This is a genomic window from Microbacterium sp. Ru50, from assembly GCF_002920555.1.
Lineage (GTDB): Bacteria > Actinomycetota > Actinomycetes > Actinomycetales > Microbacteriaceae > Microbacterium > Microbacterium arborescens.
In genome coordinates this window covers 205,490-223,259 of sequence record NZ_PQSV01000001.1, presented here as the reverse complement: position 1 = coordinate 223,259, position 17,770 = coordinate 205,490, and the positions used below count along the sequence as shown (strand labels likewise).

Annotated in this window: 12 protein-coding genes; 5 read left to right on the top strand and 7 right to left on the bottom strand. The window is 72.3% G+C overall.

Features of this window, described 5'->3' with window-relative positions; all coding sequences use genetic code 11:
• Window positions 1–7: 7 nt before the first annotated feature.
• Entirely contained in the window at window positions 8–1,129 is a 1,122-nt protein-coding gene (locus tag C3481_RS00970; protein ID WP_103840466.1) for a PDZ domain-containing protein, read from the bottom strand.
• A 125-nt stretch (window positions 1,130–1,254) separates the two neighbouring features.
• On the opposite strand from C3481_RS00970, the gene C3481_RS00965 reads away from it, so the two are divergent.
• Window positions 1,255–2,676, top strand: coding sequence for a zinc-dependent metalloprotease (locus C3481_RS00965; RefSeq protein WP_103840464.1), 1,422 nt, complete (start codon window positions 1,255–1,257; stop codon window positions 2,674–2,676).
• A gap of 789 nt (window positions 2,677–3,465) precedes the next feature.
• On the opposite strand, the gene C3481_RS00960 is transcribed toward C3481_RS00965, so the two are convergent.
• Window positions 3,466–5,220, bottom strand: coding sequence for an ATP-dependent helicase (locus C3481_RS00960; RefSeq protein WP_052007540.1), 1,755 nt, complete (start codon window positions 5,218–5,220; stop codon window positions 3,466–3,468).
• On the bottom strand, window positions 5,217–6,116 hold the full coding sequence (gene nudC / locus C3481_RS00955; protein WP_103840463.1) for an NAD(+) diphosphatase: 900 nt from the start codon (window positions 6,114–6,116) through the stop codon (window positions 5,217–5,219). Before nudC ends, C3481_RS00960 begins: the two co-directional genes overlap by 4 nt.
• Window positions 6,117–6,181: 65 nt before the next feature.
• Between nudC and C3481_RS00950 the strand changes: the two genes are divergently transcribed.
• The gene (locus tag C3481_RS00950) at window positions 6,182–7,456 is read left to right on the top strand and encodes an aminoglycoside phosphotransferase (protein ID WP_023950558.1); all 1,275 of its coding nucleotides are present in this window, start codon (window positions 6,182–6,184) and stop codon (window positions 7,454–7,456) included.
• A gap of 25 nt (window positions 7,457–7,481) precedes the next feature.
• Here C3481_RS00950 and C3481_RS00945 read toward each other — a convergent pair whose 3' ends face one another.
• On the bottom strand, window positions 7,482–10,760 hold the full coding sequence (locus tag C3481_RS00945; RefSeq protein WP_103840461.1) for an ATP-dependent DNA helicase: 3,279 nt from the start codon (window positions 10,758–10,760) through the stop codon (window positions 7,482–7,484).
• On the bottom strand, window positions 10,757–13,828 hold the full coding sequence (locus C3481_RS00940; protein ID WP_258038990.1) for an ATP-dependent DNA helicase: 3,072 nt from the start codon (window positions 13,826–13,828) through the stop codon (window positions 10,757–10,759). The genes C3481_RS00945 and C3481_RS00940 overlap by 4 nt, the downstream gene beginning before the upstream one ends.
• A 140-nt stretch (window positions 13,829–13,968) precedes the next feature.
• Here C3481_RS00940 and C3481_RS00935 point away from each other — a divergent pair, with 140 nt between their 5' ends.
• On the top strand, window positions 13,969–14,193 hold the full coding sequence (locus tag C3481_RS00935) for a DUF3107 domain-containing protein (RefSeq protein WP_064956528.1): 225 nt from the start codon (window positions 13,969–13,971) through the stop codon (window positions 14,191–14,193).
• 2 nt (window positions 14,194–14,195) lie between these two features.
• Window positions 14,196–14,486 carry a hypothetical protein gene (locus C3481_RS00930; RefSeq protein WP_103840458.1) on the top strand — a complete coding sequence of 97 codons (291 nt, stop codon included), beginning with the start codon at window positions 14,196–14,198 and terminating at the stop codon, window positions 14,484–14,486.
• A 31-nt stretch (window positions 14,487–14,517) separates the two neighbouring features.
• Here C3481_RS00930 and C3481_RS00925 read toward each other — a convergent pair whose 3' ends face one another.
• The gene (locus tag C3481_RS00925; RefSeq protein WP_023950553.1) at window positions 14,518–15,234 is read right to left on the bottom strand and encodes a ferritin-like fold-containing protein; all 717 of its coding nucleotides are present in this window, start codon (window positions 15,232–15,234) and stop codon (window positions 14,518–14,520) included.
• A 130-nt stretch (window positions 15,235–15,364) separates the two neighbouring features.
• Here C3481_RS00925 and C3481_RS00920 point away from each other — a divergent pair, with 130 nt between their 5' ends.
• Window positions 15,365–16,813 carry a DEAD/DEAH box helicase gene (locus tag C3481_RS00920; protein ID WP_071918055.1) on the top strand — a complete coding sequence of 483 codons (1,449 nt, stop codon included), beginning with the start codon at window positions 15,365–15,367 and terminating at the stop codon, window positions 16,811–16,813.
• Window positions 16,814–16,847: 34 nt separating this feature from the next.
• On the opposite strand, the gene C3481_RS00915 is transcribed toward C3481_RS00920, so the two are convergent.
• Window positions 16,848–17,726 carry a PHP domain-containing protein gene (locus C3481_RS00915; protein WP_103840456.1) on the bottom strand — a complete coding sequence of 293 codons (879 nt, stop codon included), beginning with the start codon at window positions 17,724–17,726 and terminating at the stop codon, window positions 16,848–16,850.
• Window positions 17,727–17,770 lie beyond the last annotated feature (44 nt).

The window sequence follows — 17,770 nt, the reverse complement described above, 5'->3', positions numbered from 1 at the left end:
CCGAGCCTCAGCCCGCGGTGCAGGTCGGCAGGGCGTCGAGATCGCCGCCCTCGCTGACCGTCTCGACGACCGAGAGCGCGTCGTCGAGATCCGCGACCGAGAACACGCGGAGGCCGTCCGGGATGTGGCCCACGACCTCGTTGCAGTTGCGCTCAGGCGCGAGGAACCAGGCCGCACCCGCATCCTTGGCGCCGTAGAGCTTCTGTCGGATGCCGCCGATCGGCCCGACGTTGCCGGTCGCGTCGATCGTGCCGGTTCCCGCGAAGCGCTCGCCGCCGGTGAGCTCGCCGGGGGTGAGCGTGTCGATGATCCCCAGGGCGAACATCATCCCCGCGCTCGGGCCGCCGACGTTGTCGAGCTGGAGGGTGACGTCGATCGGGAAGTCGAAGTCCTGCGCGATCGTGACACCGATGACCCACCGCGTTTCGCCGTCGGTCGTCATCTGCTTCGGGGTGACCTCGACGGATCGCTGCTGACCGGACCGGTCGACCACGAGCATGAGCGCGCGTCCGCCCGCCGCATTGACGGCGTCTCGCAGACCCGCCGTGGTCGTGACGGGCTGCCCGTCGACCGAGCGGATCACGTCGTCCGGCTCGAGGATGCCCGCCGCGGGCGAGTCGTCGGCGAGCTGGTGAACGCGCACGAGGGAGGTGACGTCGTAGCCGAGCTCGGACAGGGCCGCGGCGGTCGCTTCCTTCTGCGAGTCGACCATGAGCGCGGCGTTCTCATCGTTGCGCTGCTCAGTCGTGACGCCCTCGGGGAAGATCTCGTCGATGGGGACGACGGCGCGCGCCGGGTCGAACCAGGCGGCGGCGAGCTCGAGCCACGACGGCGTGCGCTCGCGGTTGCCGAGGACCTCGACGGTCAGGAGGTCCAGGGTGCCGGAGGTCGGGAACGTCTCGGCGCCCGAGATGCTGATGAGGGGGCGCTGCTCGCCGTCGCCGGAGGCCACGGACCCGAGGGTGTCGTACACGGGTCCCGGCCGCTGGATCACGAAGGAGGTGGGCACGATCGTCAGGATCAACAGCGCGACCAGGGAGAAGGACACCGCCCAGAGTCCCGCGAGGGAGGCCCGGCTCATGCGGCGTCGGGGCGCGGGGACGGGGGCGTTCTCGTCGAAAAGTGACACGTGCTGCTTTCTGATCCCGGTCGTTCGCGACCGGCGAAAGCGAACGAGGTCCGTTCGCGCCGTGCGACGAGGTCGTGCGGCTAGCGTAGAACGCGAGCTGACCGCCCTGCTGAAAGGCGCCTGACATGGCTGATGACGACCGCTCTCCCGAGGACGAGTTCCAGGAGCTGCTCCGCAACCTGCTGGGCCAGGGCGGCACGCTCGGGCCCGAGCAGCTCGAGCGTCTGTCGGCCATGGGGGTCGACCCGGCGATGCTGCACCAGATGATGCAGCATCTCCAAGGCGCCTTCGCCGCCGGAGGCGACGGCGGCGTCGACTGGAGCGCGACCCGCACACAAGCCCTCCACCTGGCCAATAAGGACGGACACGGCATCAGCGCCGGCGACCGGCAGGACTTCTCCGACGCGTTCGCCCTGGCGACGCTGTGGCTGAGTGAGGCCACGACGATCTCGGACCTGCCCGCACCGCCGCGCGCGCTGACCCGTGGCGCGTGGGTGGAGGCGACGCTGCCGGTGTGGCAGGAGCTGGCCGAACCGGTCGCGACCTCGGTCGCCGACGCCCTCACCGCCGCGCTCGAGTCGCAGGCTCCGGAGGAGATGCAGAGCATGATCGCCGGGGCCGGCCGGCTCCTGCGGACCGTCGGGGGCTCACTCTTCGCCGCGCAGCTGGGCGCTGTCGTCGGCAAGCTCTCGCTCGAGGTCGTCTCGGGCGGTGATGTGGGCATCCCCGTCATGCCCGACGGCGAGGCCGCGATCCTGCCGCAGAACTTCGCCGACTTCGGACGCGATCTCGGCATCGATGACGAGCAGCTCGCTCTGGCCCTCGCGACGCGAGAACTGGCCCATGCCCGTCTGTTCCGCCATGCCCGGTGGCTGCGGCTCCACGTGATCTCGCAGGTCACCGACTTCGCACGGGGGATTCATGTCGACACCGACGCCCTCGAGGAGCTCGCGTCGCGCTTCGATCCCTCCCAGCCCGAAGAGCTGCGCCAGGCGCTCGAGAGCGGCGTGCTGCTTCCCCAACGCTCCGAGGCGCAGGCCGCCGCGCTCACCCGGCTGGAGCACCTGCTCGCGACGATCGAGGGCTGGGTCGACGTCGTCTCCGCCGATGCGACGACTCGTCTGCCCGCGGCCGACCGGATCTCCGAGGCGGTACGCCGCCGCCGGGCCGTCGGCGGCCCTGCCGAGCAGGCCATGGCCTCTCTCGTCGGGCTGGAGCTGAGACCGCGGCGGCTGCGCGAGGCCGCAGCCATGTGGCGTGCCATCACGGATGCCGTCGGCACCGATGCCCGCGACAGCCTGTGGGACTATCCCGACCTCATGCCCACCCCCGCCGACGTCGACGACCCTGCAGCCCTGATCGGGCGGCTCCAGGCCCGCGCGCGGGGCGAGGCTCCCGAGCGCGATGAGATGGACGACGCGCTCGACGCGCTACTGGCCTCCGCCGCGGCCGGCGACGACGCCGGGACAGCCGAGGGCGACGAGGCGACCGACGATCCTCGCGGCCGTCGGGACGAGGACGGCCCCGAGGGCCCTGCGCCCGTCTGACCGGGTCCCGACCAGCCGCGCCGCGCCGCCGAGTCCCGCTCCTCCCCAGCGGCGCGGGACCACCGGGCCCGCCCTCGGGCTGTGGAGACGCCGGCACGTCGGCGGGCGGGCTGTCGAGAATCGGGGTCATGCTCCGTCTCGATGCGTCCGCCGCGCCGCTGTGGCGCTCTCCCTCGGCCCTGCAACTGGGCGATGAGCCCGGAGCGGCGGTGCTCGACCCCGTCGAGCCGTGGCACGAGCGCGTGATCCACGCCCTGGTGAACGGCATACCGGATGATCTGTTCGACACGATCGCCCGCGACGCGGGCGCTCCTGCAGATGAGGTTCTCCGGCTGCGCCGGCTGCTGTGCCCGGTGCTCGCAGAGCCGCGCCCGCGGCCGTCCGTCGCCCTCTCTTTCGGCGACGACGTCGGTCCTGCCGATCGGCGAACGGTGCAGCATGCGTTCGCGGCGGCGGGAGCCCAGGTCGGGGCGGCGCAGGCCACCGCGAACGCCAGGGTCCCGGGGCGGGTCGTCGTCCTGGTCGCCTCCCGTCTCGTCGAGCCGCGGCGAGCCGCTGCGCTCGTCGCCGACGACCTCGCTCACCTGACCCTCGAGCTCGCCGGGGACCGTGTCACGGTCGGGCCGCTCGTCGTACCGGGCCGGACGGGCTGCCTGGCCTGCCTGCATGAACATCGACGCGACCGGGATGCCGCGTGGCCGGTGCTCGCCGCACAGCTCCTGGGCCGTCCGTGTCCTCCGACCGATCCGGCGCTCATCTCGGCCGCCTGCGCGATGTCGCTGCAGCTGATCAGCGCGCCGGTGACGGAGCGGACCCGGTCGATGACGCTGCGGGCGTCGTTCGGCGAGCCGACGTGGCACGACCACGAACCTCATCCAGCGTGCTGGTGCCGATCTCCCGGACGAAGCGAGACACCTGCCGTTCATAGCGCCCCGAGGTCCGAGCCCACGACAGCGTCAACGTTCGCGCAGCTCGCGTGACACCCACGTAGGCCAGTCGGCGCTCCTCGTCGATCTGCTCGAACGTCGTGGCGTAGGCGATCGGCAGCAGTCCCTCCGCAAGGCCCACGAGGTGGACGTGATCCCACTCGAGGCCCTTCGCGGCGTGAAGGGTCGACAGCGTCACGGTCCGCGTGGCGATCTCGTGCTGATCCTTCGCCCGCACCTGCAGCTCATCGGTGAACGCCCGCATCGTGGTACCCGCCGGCGCCTCCTCGGCGAGGCGGAGCAGCGCCGCGCGCGCCTCCCAGGCGTCACGGAGCGGACCGCCCGCCGGGGGCGGCTCGTCGCTCAGACCGAGCGAGCGCAGGATCGACCGGACATCGGCGACGAGGTCGCCGGACGAGGGGGCCACGGACGCGCCGCGCAGGGCCATCACGGCCTGGCGCACCTCGGGGATGTCGAAGAAGCGTGCGCCTCCGAGCACCGCGGCGGCGATGCCGCGCCGCGCCAGCGCCGCCAGGAGCGGCGCCGACTGGGCGTTCACCCGATACAAGACGGCGATGTGGCGGGGATCGATCCCCCGCGCGAGCTGCTCTGCGACCGCTTCGGCCACGCCGTCCGCTTCGGCGGTGTCGTCGGCGAATGCACGGATCGTCGGGCGCGGATGATCGGGGGTCGCGCGATCGGCCGTGAGCTCGAGAGCCCCGGGGCGGCCCCGCATGAGAGCGTTCGCCACGGCGACGACGCCCGCCTCGGAGCGGTAGTTGCGTTCGAGCCGCAGAATCCGCGCATCCGGATGCCGGGTGCCGAATTCCAGCAGGTACGACGGGTCGGCGCCCGCGAAGGAATAGATCGTCTGGCTGGCGTCACCGACGACGCAGAGATCACGGCGTTCGCCCAGCCAGAGCTCGAGCAGGCGGTGCTGCACGGGCGAGACGTCCTGGAACTCGTCCACGGTGAAGTGGCGGTACTGCTCGCGCACTTCAGCGACGACGCGCGGCTCGGCCTCGAGCATCCCCGCGCACGCGAGCAGCACGTCCTCGAAGTCGAGCTGCCGCCGCTCGTCCTTCACCTGCTCGTACGAGCGCTGCAGCGCGACCACCGCGTCGAGCGAGAGCGAGCCGACCGGTTCGGGCCTGTCGAGGGCGTATCGCTCGATGGAACGCATCGTGATCTTCCGCCACTCGATACGCGTCGCGACATCGCGCAGGACGGCCGGATCGGGGTCCAGCCCGATCGCGTCGGCCGCCTGCGCGAGCAGCCGCACCTTGCTTCCCAGGATCGTCGGCGCAGCGTCGCCGGCGAGCTGCGGCCAGAAGTAGTTCAGCTGTGCCAGAGCCGCGGAGTGGAACGTGCGCGCGGCGACGCCGCCGACGCCCAGGGCGCGCAGTCGACCCCGCATCTCCCCCGCGGCTTTCGCCGTGAAGGTGACCGCCATGACCCGGTTCGGCGAGTACGCGCCGGTCTCGACGCCGTGCGCGATGCGGTGGGTGATGACGCGAGTCTTCCCCGACCCGGCACCCGCGAGCACGCACACGGGACCGCGCAGCGCAGAGGCCGCCTCGCGCTGCTGCTCGTCGAGTCCGGCGAGAGGATCTGTCATGCGTCGTCCCCGCACCAGTCGACGATCAGGCGACGAGCGATCGAAGCGGAGCCGGGCAGCATCACCGGCCCCGCGCCCGCGAGCGAATTGCGGATCTCCGCGCGGTCGAACCAGCGGACGGCGACGATCTCGTCGCCGTCGGGACGTGCTCGCGAGGCGTCGGTCGCCACAGCGTGGAAGCCGAGCATCAGGGAGCGCGGGTACGGCCACGCCTGCGACCCGCGGTAGACGAGGTCGTCAACGACGACGCCCGCTTCCTCGGCGACCTCGCGACGGATCGCGGTCTCGAGGGATTCGCCCGCTTCGACGAATCCGGCGAAGGTCGAGAATCGGTTGTCCACGGCCCACGCGGCGTTCTGCCCCAGAAGCAGGCGCTCGTTGCCGGCGTCACTGACGGCGACGATCACAGCGGGATCGGTCCTCGGGAACTGTTCCCGGCCGCATCCCGTGCACACGCGCGACCACCCGGCCGACCGCAGCCGCGCGGGCGCTCCACAGCGCGGGCAGAAGCGGAAGTCGGCGAACCAGCGGCCGAGGGCGACCGCCGTCACGAATGCTCCCGCATCCTCGTCGACGAGGTCGCCGCCCGACATCCGCAACGAGGCCCAGCTGTCGTCGCCGCCGTCGGCGGGGATCGCCTGCGCGGCGATGAGCCGGGCCGAGCCGTCGGCGGCGCGCCCGAGGAAGGCCCATTCGGCCGTTCCCTCCTCGTCCGCGACGAACTCGGGAGCTTCCCAGACGAGGCGGTCGCCCCGAACCCGGGCTCGGTCGCCCCGTACCGTCACCACGCGCGTCGTCGGGTCGGCGCGAAGACGGTCGAGGAGCGTTTCGTCGGAACGTTCTTCCGGTGACGGCTCGAAAACGGACCGGGCCAGCGCCGGCGGCTGCATTCGCATCTCGGGGACCTCTCTCGCGGGCGTGGCGCGTCGGCCTGCGCGGCCGCCCGACCTACCCTGATGGCATGGCTCGCTCTCCCTTCACTCTAGCCGCGTCCGTCAGTTCGGCTCTTCCCGGCGCCGCAGTCGTGGCGGCGGCGGAATTGACCGAGCGGGCGGACGGGCGATACGACAGCGCGCTGGTGACGCTGGAGGACGGACGACGCGTCGTCGTGCGCGTTCCGGTCGACGTCGACGCCGACCTCGAGCTCGTCGCCGACACCCGTGCGCTCCGTGCGCTGACCCCCGGGGTGCGCGGGCTGCTGCCGTTCGAGGCGCCCACGGTGCTCGGCACCGCCCGGATGGGAGGCTTCACCGCCGTCGTGCAGGAATACGTCCCGGGGTACCGTGTCGAGGCCGGCCACATCCCGCCGGGTCGCGGCGCGGCCTGGTCGCTCGGATCAGCGATCGCGCGCGTCCACGCACTCCCCCACGCGGTCGCCCGCGACGCCGGTCTGCGCACCCGCACGAGCGCCGAGGTGCGCCAGGACGCCGAGCGCCTGCTCGACCGCGCGGAGGCGACGGGATCGCTTCCGTTCGGGCTGCTCCGCCGCTGGAGCACCGCGCTCGGCGAGGATCGGCTGTGGCGGTTCGAGGCCACCATCACCCTCGGCGGCGTCGACCCCGGTCGTTTCGTCCTGAGCGACACCGCAGCCGGCCCGACGGTAACGGGCCTGCTCGCGTGGCACGGTCTGGGCGTCGGCGATCCGGCCGAGGATCTGCGCTGGCTGGCTTCGGCACCCGACGCTCGCGACGACGTCCTCGCCGCGTACGCCGAAGCGGCGCACCACACGCCCGATGCCGCGCTGGCCGCACGTTCCCGGCTCTACGCCGAGCTGGAGTTCGCCCGGTGGCTGGCTCACGGACACGAGACCGGCGCAGAGCGGGTGGTGGAGGACGCCGTCGCACTGCTGTCCGCGCTCGACGAGGGCGTTCGCGATGAACCCCTTCTTCCGGAGGACTACAGCACCGTCGACGACGCGCTCGAGCTGCTCGGCCGTACCCCGACCGCGGTGACGGCCGGTGACACCTCGATGCAGACCGACACCTACGACCCGGCGCTGCTGGCCGCCTACCTCGCCGACCAGGACACCGCCGAGCAGGCCGACATCGAGACGATCCCGATCGACCTGTCTGATTGGACGCCCGACGGCGCGTCGAGCGACCGGCGCGGCGACACCGGCGCCGCGCCCACCGTCCCCGCGTCGGCGCCGGATGGATCGTCGGCGGACGACACCGACGATCCCGAGCACGCCGAGGCGGCCCGCAACGCGCTGCGGCGGTGGTCTTCGGCCGAGTGAGGTCCCGGGGCCGACACCCCAGGATTCAGCCCCGCAGCACGAGGTCGTCGGCCACGTAGAACAGCGCGACGTCGATCTCCGACTCGGGGATGCCGTGCCGGATCGAGTACGCCCGCCGGTAGAGCTCGAGCTGCAGCATCCGTTCGGCGCGCTCGGCCGGCGTTCGCGGCGGACGGCCGGTCTTCCAGTCGACGATCTCGATGCGCCCGCCGCGGTCGGCACGGCGGTACACCGCGTCGAGCTTGCAGATGATGACGTGCGGGCGGCCGTCGCCGAGGAGGCGGTCATCGGCGAAGTCGATCTCGGTCTCGACCTCGATCGGCTGGAGGTCGGCCCATTCGGAGCGGAGGAAGATCTCCTGCAGACGGCTCAGCTCGCCCTCTCCGGCGGCGGGCCCCTCAGCGGGGTCGTCGACGTCCCACAGTGGCGCGTCGGGCTGCGGACCCCGCGCGGTGATACCCGAGCGCTGCTCCACCCACGCGTGGAAACGGGTGCCCAACCGGGTCTCGCGGTACGGACGCTCGGGCAGCGGACGCAGGGTCGCCTCGACGGCGGCCTCGTAGTCGGCGGCGTAGTCCTTGAAACGCGATGCGGGGATGCGCGTGGGGGCGGCACGACGAGCACCGGCGGACCGCTCCTCGCGCTCCGCGAGCAGCAGCGCGAGATCGCGTTCGGCCTCGTCGCGCTCGGCGGCCTGCTGTGCGCCGCGCACGAGCGTCGCCGCCGCCTCCACGCGGCCGCGGCGCTCGCCCAGGGGATCCAAGGGCCACCGCATGATCTGGCGCCGATCGTTATAGGGGTTCTCCCCCGGCTCGCTATCGGGAAGCTCCTGGCCGAGCGCGATCGCGATCTCTCGCAGGAACGGGCTCGGACCGCGGGGATTCCGGGTGCCCGACCATGGCGAGCCGCTGAGGAGCAGCGCGTCGCGGGCACGCGTCACGGCGACGTACGCGAGGCGGCGCTCCTCCTCGCGCTGGCGTTCGGCGTTGTCCTCGGCGAACCGGGTGAGCGCCGCCTTGAGGTCCTGCTGGGTCGGCGACACGTGCGCCTCCCACCCCAGCTGCGGCAGCCAGCGCGCGTCACCGCGGAACGCGTACGGCAGCACGCCGAAGCCGAGCCACCCCTGTTTGTCGCGCGGGCGGGCGGGCAGCTCGTCCGCGACGACCCGCCCCACGGCCACGGCATCCCACTCCAGCCCCTTGGATCCGTGGATCGTGAGAATCTGCACGACGTCGTCTTCGGGGGGCTCGGTGCGCGGCGCGAACTCGTCTTGACGCTCGGCATGGTCGAGCCACGCGAGCAGACTCGGCAGCGACCCCGACTCGTCGGTCGCGAGGAAGCCCTGCAGCTCATCGACGAAGGCCCGTAGCTGGTCCGACGCGACGCGTGCGGGGCCTCTGCTCTCGTTCGCGGCCAGTTCGATGTCGAGCCGCAACTCCGCCTCGATCAAGCGCACGAGCTCGGGAATCGGCATGGATGAGGCACGGCGCAGGCCGGCGAACGTCGCGGCGGCGTCGCGCAGACGCTCGCGACCGGCGTCGCTGAAGTCGGCGAGCCAGCCGTGATCGGGGCCGACACGCACGAAGAAGTCGAGCGCGTCGATGAGTGAGGCGTTCTCTTCGGTCGCACTCTCCGCGGCGAGCGGCTGCAGTGCGACGTCGGAACGCGCGAGTCGGCGCCCCAGCTCGGCGAGCGAGCGGAGGTCGCGGAGCCCGATGGACCAGCGCGGTCCGCCCAGCAGGCGGAGCAGCGCCGACCCTGCCGACGGATCGCTGATGACCCGCAGCGCCGAGACCACGTCGACCACTTCGGGAGTGCTGAGCAGTCCGCCCAGACCGAGGATCCGGTGCGGGATGCCACGCCGCGCGAGGGCGTCGGCGAAGCGCACCATGTGCTTCTTGCTGCGCAGCAGGATCGCCGCGCTCGTCGGAAGACCGCGCCGCTGGCGGCCCGCTCGCACCTCTTCGAACCACCCGGCGACGCGCTCGGTCTCGGCATCGAGGTCGGTCTCGAACACGATGTCGACATCACCACCGGGCGCCCCCGGACGCGGCCGCAGCTGATCGACGGGCACGGGAGAGCGCGCAGCGAGGGGCTCGAGCACCGCATTGGCGGCATCCAGGATCCGTTCGCTGTTGCGCCAGCTCGTCGCGAGGGAGTACCGCCCCGAGCCGCCCGCGGGGGCGAACGCGGCGGCGAAATCGCCGAGGTTGCCCGCGCTCGCGCCACGCCAGCCGTAGATGGACTGGTGCGGGTCGCCGACGGCCATCACGGATGTGCCGGCGAACACCGCGCTCAGCAGCTCGGTCTGGACGACCGAGGTGTCCTGGTACTCGTCGAGCAGCACGACGGGGTACCGCGCGCGCAGATCAGTGGCGACAGCCGGATGGGCGCGGACGATCGTCAAGGCACCCGCCACCTGATCGGAGAAGTCGATGACGCCGGATCGCAGCTTGCGCCGCTGGTACTCGACGGCGAGGTCGGCGAGCAGCGGCAGGCCCGCGACCTGCTCGGCGGCACGCGCCACGTCGGCGTAGACGGTGGTGCCGCTGCGGGTCGAAGGGCGCTCGCGGACATCTTGGAACGCCGCGCCGAAATGAGCGAGCTCGTCGAAGTCGACCAGGTTGTCGACGCCGTCGCGCGCGATGCGCAGCGCGCCGTCGATGATGCTGCGCAGGGCGTTCTCCCGCGTCTCGAGACGTTCGTCGTCGGAGTCGAGGACCACCCGACGCATCAACAGCCACGCCGCGGATTCGCTGAGGACGGCGGCCTCGGGATCGCGCCCGATGCGCACCGCGTTCTCGCGGACGATGCCGTCGGCGAAGCTGTTGTACGTCGAGACCGTCGGGCGCTCGAGCAGCGCGTCGGTCGCGGGGCCGAGCGTCTGCGCCCCCGTGTCATCGACGAGCCGTCGTTGCGCGGCATGCCGGCGCGCGCCCCCGGGATCGCCCGCTCGCTCGAGCTCTCCGAAGACGTCGAGTGCGCCTCGCCGGTGCAGCGCGTCGAGGTGCGGCAGCAGACCGGCGTCCTCGAACTCCGCGAGGCGATCGAGCCGCCGGCGGATCCGTTCGCTCAGCTCACCCGCGGCCTTGCGGGTGAAGGTCAGCCCGAGGATGCCCGAGCGCGGGACGTGCCCGTTCGCGACGAGCCAGACGACGCGGCCCGCCATCGTCTCGGTCTTCCCGCTGCCGGCGCCGGCCACGACGAGAGCCGGCGCGAGCGGCGCGGAGATCACTGCGCTCTGCTCCGGCGTGGGAGGGAACTGGCCGAGAGCGGCCGCGAGCGCGGCAGGCGAGACGATCATGTCGCGCTCACCGCCGCGATCGTGTGAATGCGGCAGAGCCCGAACGAATGGTCGTCGCGGCAGTGCTCCTCGAACGGGGCCTCGAAGCTGACCCCTCCCATGACGCGTGCCGCACCGCGCACCCGACCGAGGAAGGCCGCGCGCTCGTCGTCGCCGAACGGCGGCTGACGGGGCGCGGCATAGTCCTTCGTGGCTGCCGTCGGGCGCAGCACGAGCAGCATCGCTCCGCCCGGGGGCAGCCCCGCCGCCGCGGGGATCGCGCCGTGCTCGTGCGCGAGCTGATAGGCCGCGAGCTGCGCGTGATGGGTTACCGCACGGTCGGTCTGCGGTTCCCGCTTGCCCGTCTTCAAGTCGACGATCACCACGCTCCCGTCGGCGCGCAGCTCGACGCGGTCGACCGCGCCGCTCAGGACGATGCGCCCGTCGGCGTCGTCGTGGGCGAGCTCCACCTCGAAGCGCGGCTCGGCTCCCAGCAGGCGCCCGCCGTCGCGTTCGAAGTCGCGGAGGTAGCGAGCGAGCCGTCGGACGAGGTCGCGGGCACGCGCCCGCTCCGCCCGTTCCCGCCAGGCGGACTCGAACTCGAGCTCGCTCCAGCGTGCCGCCACCGCCTGCCACAGCGAGTCCTCGTCGGGCGACGCGATCTCGAGGGCGCTGTGCACGATCGTGCCGATGCCCGCCGTCGCGCTCGACGCGTCGCCGCCGAGATCGGCGATCACCCAGTTCAGCTGGCACTCCTCGAGCGTCTCCAGACGCGAGGGCGATACGCGGATCGTCTCGACCTCGCGATCGCGCAGCGGCGCGGTCGTGGTCGGCGGGCGGACACCGAACCATTCGACGGGATCGGCGCCGGCGATACCCGCATCGGCCAGCAGCGCGAGCTGACCTGCTGCTGTGCGGCGATCGTCCTGCGCCGAACGAGGGTCGGTGAGGATGCGGCGGTGCCGCGCGACGAGGCCGCGAAGGGTCAGCGGATGCGCCGCCTCGGGTGGAGCCGCCTCCGCTTCCGGCAAGAGCTCGAAGAACGGGCTCGGGCCGGTGTCGTCGTCGTCGACGGCCGTGATCACGACGAGCTCTCGGGCCCGTGACACGGCGCGCGCGAACAGGCGGAGCTCGTCGTGGAGCACTCCCCGTCGACGATCCAGCGCATCCGCGACCGCGGGATCGTCGAACGGCAGGCGCCATGTGTCGAGCAAGCCGCCCCGCACCCGCAGGTTCGGCCAGATGCCGTCCTGCACGCCCGCGACGACCACCGTGTCGAACTCGGTGCCGAGGGCGGCTGCCGGGGTCAGCACACGGACGGCGCCGCTCACCGGAGGCGGGACGAATCGGTCGTCGCCGACATCGGCATCGAGGATGCCGCGGAGGAACACCACGGGCGTCGTTCCGTCCTCTCGCTCGCCGTGGCGCTTGGCCGCCTGGAACAGCGCCACCACGGCGTCGAGATCGCGGTCGGCCTGCGCGGCCAGCGGACCGTGGCCACGGGCGGCCTCACGCAGGGCCCGCTCGCGTCCGGATCCCTCCCACGCCGCCCAGAGCACTTCGTGGGCGGTGGCATCGTCGGCGATGAGGTCGGCGACCGCGCGCAGCGTGTCGGCGACGCGAGCGGCGCGTCGGGCCTCGCGCAGGTCGAGCACGGCGAGTTCGGCGGGATGGAGCATCGCCGAGCGCAGGAGCTCCCAAGCCGACACCGGCTCGCCCTCGCCCGGGGGGAACGCCTGTCGGAGCGCCGATCGGAGCCGGCGCTGGTCGACCGCATCCAGACCGGCACCCGAAAGCGCGGCGATGACCTCGTCGCGCTGCCACGTCTCCCCCGGCCGCGCCGCCAGATCGACGAGCCGCAGGAGGTCGCGCACCACGGGCGACTCTCCGAGCGAGGTTCCGGTGCCGGACGTCGCCGTCGGCACGTCGCGCGCGGCGAGCTCGGCCTCGAGCGCGGTCACCTGACGGCTGTCGTGTGCGATCACCGCGCACTCTTCCCACGGAACACCGTGGTGCACGTGCCGCTCCCTGAGCAGTCGCGCCACGGTGTCGAACTCCTCCGATCGGGAGCGCAGCGCCAGGGCGCGGACGCCCGCGAAGGGGGCATCCGGCTCCGGCGCCCGGCGGTGAGCGACCAGCCCGACGGCGCCGATGCGGGCGGTGACAGCGGAGACCAGCGGGGCGTGTCGGCCCTCCGCTCGGTGCACGGTGTCGAGCACCAGGACGTCACCGCCTGCCGCGAGCCGGGCGAAGTTCTCCGGTGTGGCACCCCGGAACGCACCCGACCCCACGTCCGGGTCGCCGAAGGCCACGACGGCGATGCCCCGGGCTCGGCACGCCTCGAGGAGATCGACGCCTCCGGCGGTCAGCTCCTGTGCGTCGTCGACGAGCGCGACGCGCAGCTGCGGCAACCCCTGCCGCGACACGATGTCGACCGCTTCGCGGATGAGCCCCGCAGCGTCGCGGTGCGCGCCACGCATGGCATCCCGGACCGCGAAGTACTCCGCCATGAACGAGGCCGCCGCCTGCCACGCGGGCCGCCCCTCGCGAGCGGCGCGCTCCGCGAGAGCCCGGCTGTCGATGCCCGAAGCGGTGCATTCGGCGATGAAGGCGCGCAGCTCCGCACGGAAACCGCGCGAGCCTCGGACGTGCGCGGGCAGCTCGGCCGGCCATCGCGACCGTCCGTCGAGCTCGTCCTCCGCGTCGCCGTCGAGCAGGTCGCGGATGATGGCGTCCTCGTCGCCACCGGTCAACAGGCGCGGCGGTTCGACACCGCGGCGCACGGCGTCGCCACGCACGATCTGGAAGGCGAATGCCGGTACCGAGCGTGCCAGCGGACCGGCCGTGGCGACCCCGACCGCCACGCCGAGATCGTCGCGGAGGTCGGTCGCGGCCTGTCGAGTGGCGGTGAGGACGACGAGGGTGTCGGGGTCGACGCCCTCGGCCACCAAGCGGCGCACCCGCTCGACGATGGTGCGGGTCTTGCCCGTTCCCGGAGCACCGACCACCACGGCGCTCGCGTCGGCGGGGAGCGTCAGCACGCGCGACTGAGCGGCGTCGGGCGTGATGCCGACGGAGACCTGACCCATGCCTTCCACGCTAACCGGCACCGCCGACATCGGTTCGCCGCGGGCGTTCGCCCAGGGCGTGACCGCGCCGGCATCCCGACCCGGGCGGTGTCGTAGAGTCGAAGAGCGCCCGAGGCACGGGCGCGGAGGAGGATGAATCCGTGGAGATCCGTATCGGCATCGCGAACACCGGCCGCGAGCTCAGCCTCGAGTCCAACGAGTCCGCGGACGCGGTTCGCGCGACCGTCTCCGAAGCCCTCACCTCGGGCGCTCCGTTCGTCGAGCTGAGCGACGCGAAGGGCAGCTCCTACATCGTCCCGACCGCGGGCATCGCATTCGTCGAGGTCGGCACCGACCAGACCCGCCGCGTGGGCTTCGTGGCCTGACCGTGCAGATCGTCCTGGCGATCATCATCGGCGCGGCGATCGGGCTCGCGGCCGAGTTCGCGCTGCCCGGGCGCGAGGCGCGCGGAGCCGCTGTTGCGCCCGTGCTCGGAGCCGTCATCGGCGGCGTCGCGTGGACGGCGCTGACGTGGGCGGGCCTCGCTTTCGACAACCCCATCATCTGGATCGTCGCGATCGTGGCGCCGGCCGTCGTGGTCCTCGCCGCGCTCACGCTGATGACGCGGGCGCGGGCCCGCACCGACGCCGCGGAGCGCCGCCGCCTCCGGATCGGCTGATCGCCGGCGCCCGCCCGGCTGCCGAGCCCCGTCAGGCCTCGAGCCCCATCGCCGCCATGCGCCGCGAATGAGCGGCCATGACGTCGGCGTAGGTCGGTTCGACCCGCTTCTCGTCGGCGGGCTGAAGCGACGTCGACCGCAGGGCCGCGCGCGCGATCAGCAGCGTGTCCCCGACGAGGCGCCGGCCCCACAGCGACAGCAGCCCGCGCCATTGCTCGTCCGCCGCGATCGCGTCCGTGATGATGCGCACCAGCGCGCTGCGGTCGTCGTGCGCGCGCAGGATGACGGCGACCTGGCGTCCCGTGTCGCCGTAGCTCGCCGACAGTGCGAGGTAGAAGTCGTCCAGCATCCCCGCGGTCAGGTGCACCGAGAGCATCGTCTCGAGCGGGCGGGCGCCGTGAGTGGCGCGGCGGAAAGCGTCGAGTGGCTCGCGGAAGGGAAGCATCAGCTCGAGCGGATCGGCGCCGCGGTCGCGGATCACCCCGACGAGCTCGCGGTGCTTCAGCAGCGCCGTGCCCGCCGCCAGCGACAGCGACTCCTTCTGCGACAGTTCCGGGGTCGAGGCGATGAGGTCGCTCAAGGTCTCGAAGTAGCCGAGCTGCAGGTACGCGGCCTGCCCGAGGAAGGTGTCGACGTCGGGAGCGAGCTCCTCGAAGTCGACGCGACGGACGTCCCCGTAGTCGCCTCGGGATCGGAGCCGCAGGGTGCGGCCGACGGGACGCTTGCGCTTGAAGAACCAGCTCACCACGGCTCCAGCCTAGGGTCGCGGTAGGCTGGATGCGCCCCGGCATCGGACCGGGGCCCCGCGCCTGTGGCTGAGTGAAAGGCGTGGACCCTCATCCCCGGCGGCTTCTCACCGCCAGACAGGCACGTCACCCATGACCACATTCGCTGATCTCGGCGTCGACCAGGACATCGTCGACGCCCTCGCCGACAAGGGCATCGTCGACGCCTTCCCGATCCAGGAGCAGACGATCCCGCTCGGCCTGCCCGGCCAGGACATCATCGGTCAGGCCAAGACCGGAACCGGCAAGACGTTCGGTTTCGGCATCCCCGTCGTCCAGCGCCTGGGCCTGAACCCGGCACCGGGCGTCAAGGCCCTGATCGTCGTCCCCACCCGCGAACTCGCCGTCCAGGTCTTCGAGGACATGGACATGCTCACCCGCAACCGCTCGACGAGCGTCGTGGCGATCTACGGCGGAAAGGCGTACGAGGGCCAGATCGACCAGCTCAAGGCCGGCGCCCAGATCGTCGTGGGCACGCCGGGCCGTCTGATCGACCTCGCGGGCCAGCGCCTGCTCGACCTCTCCAACGCGACCGAGGTCGTGCTCGACGAGGCCGACAAGATGCTCGACCTCGGCTTCCTGCCCGACATCGAGAAGATCTTCCAGAAGGTGGCGCCCGTACGCCACACGATGCTCTACTCGGCGACCATGCCCGGGCCGATCGTCGCGCTCGCCCGACGCTTCATGTCGAACCCCATCCACATCCGCGCGACCGACCCCGACGAAGGCCTGACGCAGGCCAACATCAAGCACCTCGTGTACCGCGCGCACTCGCTCGACAAGGATGAGGTCATCGCCCGCATCCTGCAGGCCGAGGGTCGCGGCAAGACCGTGATCTTCACCCGCACCAAGCGCGCAGCGCAGAAGCTCGTCGACGAGCTCAACGACCGCGGGTTCAACGCCGGCGCGGTGCACGGCGACATGAGCCAGGAAGCACGCGAGCGCTCGATGGCCGGATTCAAGGCCGGCAAGAAGGACGTTCTGATCGCCACCGATGTCGCCGCGCGCGGCATCGACGTCGACGACGTCACCCATGTCATCAACCACACCATTCCCGACGACGAGAAGACCTACCTCCACCGCGCGGGCCGCACCGGTCGCGCGGGCCGCACCGGGATCGCGGTCACATTCGTCGACTGGGAGGACCTGCACAAGTGGGCCCTCATCAACCGCGCCCTCGAGTTCGGCCAGCCCGAGCCCGTCGAGACGTACTCGTCGAGCCCGCACCTGTTCGAAGACCTCAACATCCCCGCGGGAACGAAGGGACGTCTGCGTAAGCTCCCCACGACCCAGAGCGTGAAGACCGTCTCGTCCGACTCGGCCGAGGGCGAGGCGAAGCGCCCGCGTCGCCGTCGCTCGCGCGGCTCGGGTGACGGCGCGGCCACCGCCGAAGGCGCGACGCCCGCGTCGACGGATGCGGGGACCGGCACGCACGACGGTGGCGGGTCCGAGCACCGCGACGGCAAGACATCGCCTCGCCGTCGGCGCCGTCGCCGCGGCGGTTCGGGGTCGGCCGGCACGACGGCTCCGGCCGCGAGCTGAGCACCCCGCCTCACGACATCCGAGCGGCGCCCGTCTATGCGTAGACGGGCGCCGTTCCGCTGCCGCGGGCGATGATCCGCTCGACCATCTCGTCGTCGGTGGTGTTCTCCCCCGGCTGGTTCGGCTTGCCGAGACCGTGGTAGTCGCTCGACCCGGTCACGATGAGATCGAGCTCGGCGGCGATCGCACGCAGGACGCGCTTGCCGTCCGCCGTGTTCTCCCGGTGCTCGACCTCGAAGCCGGCGAGGCCGTGGTCGACGAGCTCGCGCAGGACCGCGGGCGGCATCATGCGCTCACGGCCGCTCGGCGACGGGTGGGCGAGGATCGGCACGCCGCCGGCGGCGACCACCAGCTCGACGGCGGTGATCGGGTCGGGCGCGTAGTGGGGAGTGAAATGCCCCTGGCTGGGATGCAGGATGCCGGCGAAGGCTGCGGCGCGGTCGGCCGCGAGACCACGGGCGACGAGGGCGTCGGCGATGTGCGGCCGCCCCACCGTCGCACCGGCTCCCGTCTGCGCGAGCACGTCGTCCCACGTCAGGTCGTGCGAGCGGGCGATGCTCCGGACGATTCGCTCCGCGCGGCCGACCCGGTCTTCGCGGATGCGCTCCATCTCGGCACGCAGCCGCGGATGGTCGGGGTCGAAGAGATAGGCGAGGAGATGAACGGTCCGCCACTCGTGCCGCGCGCTGAGCTCCATCCCGGGAAGGAACGTCATGTCGAGCGACGCCGTCGCTTCGGCGGCTTCGGCCCATCCTGCGGTGGTGTCGTGATCGGTCAGTGCCACCGTCCGCAGCCCGGCGCGGTGCGCGGCCTGCACGACACCCGCGGGGGGCTCCGTGCCGTCCGAACGGATGGAATGCAGATGCAGGTCGCTGGGCCCGTGGAACCCCTGTGCGCGCGCTGCCGTTCCCATCCTCCTCAGCGTAGCCGTGCCCGGCGATCGTCCAGCCTCGCTCT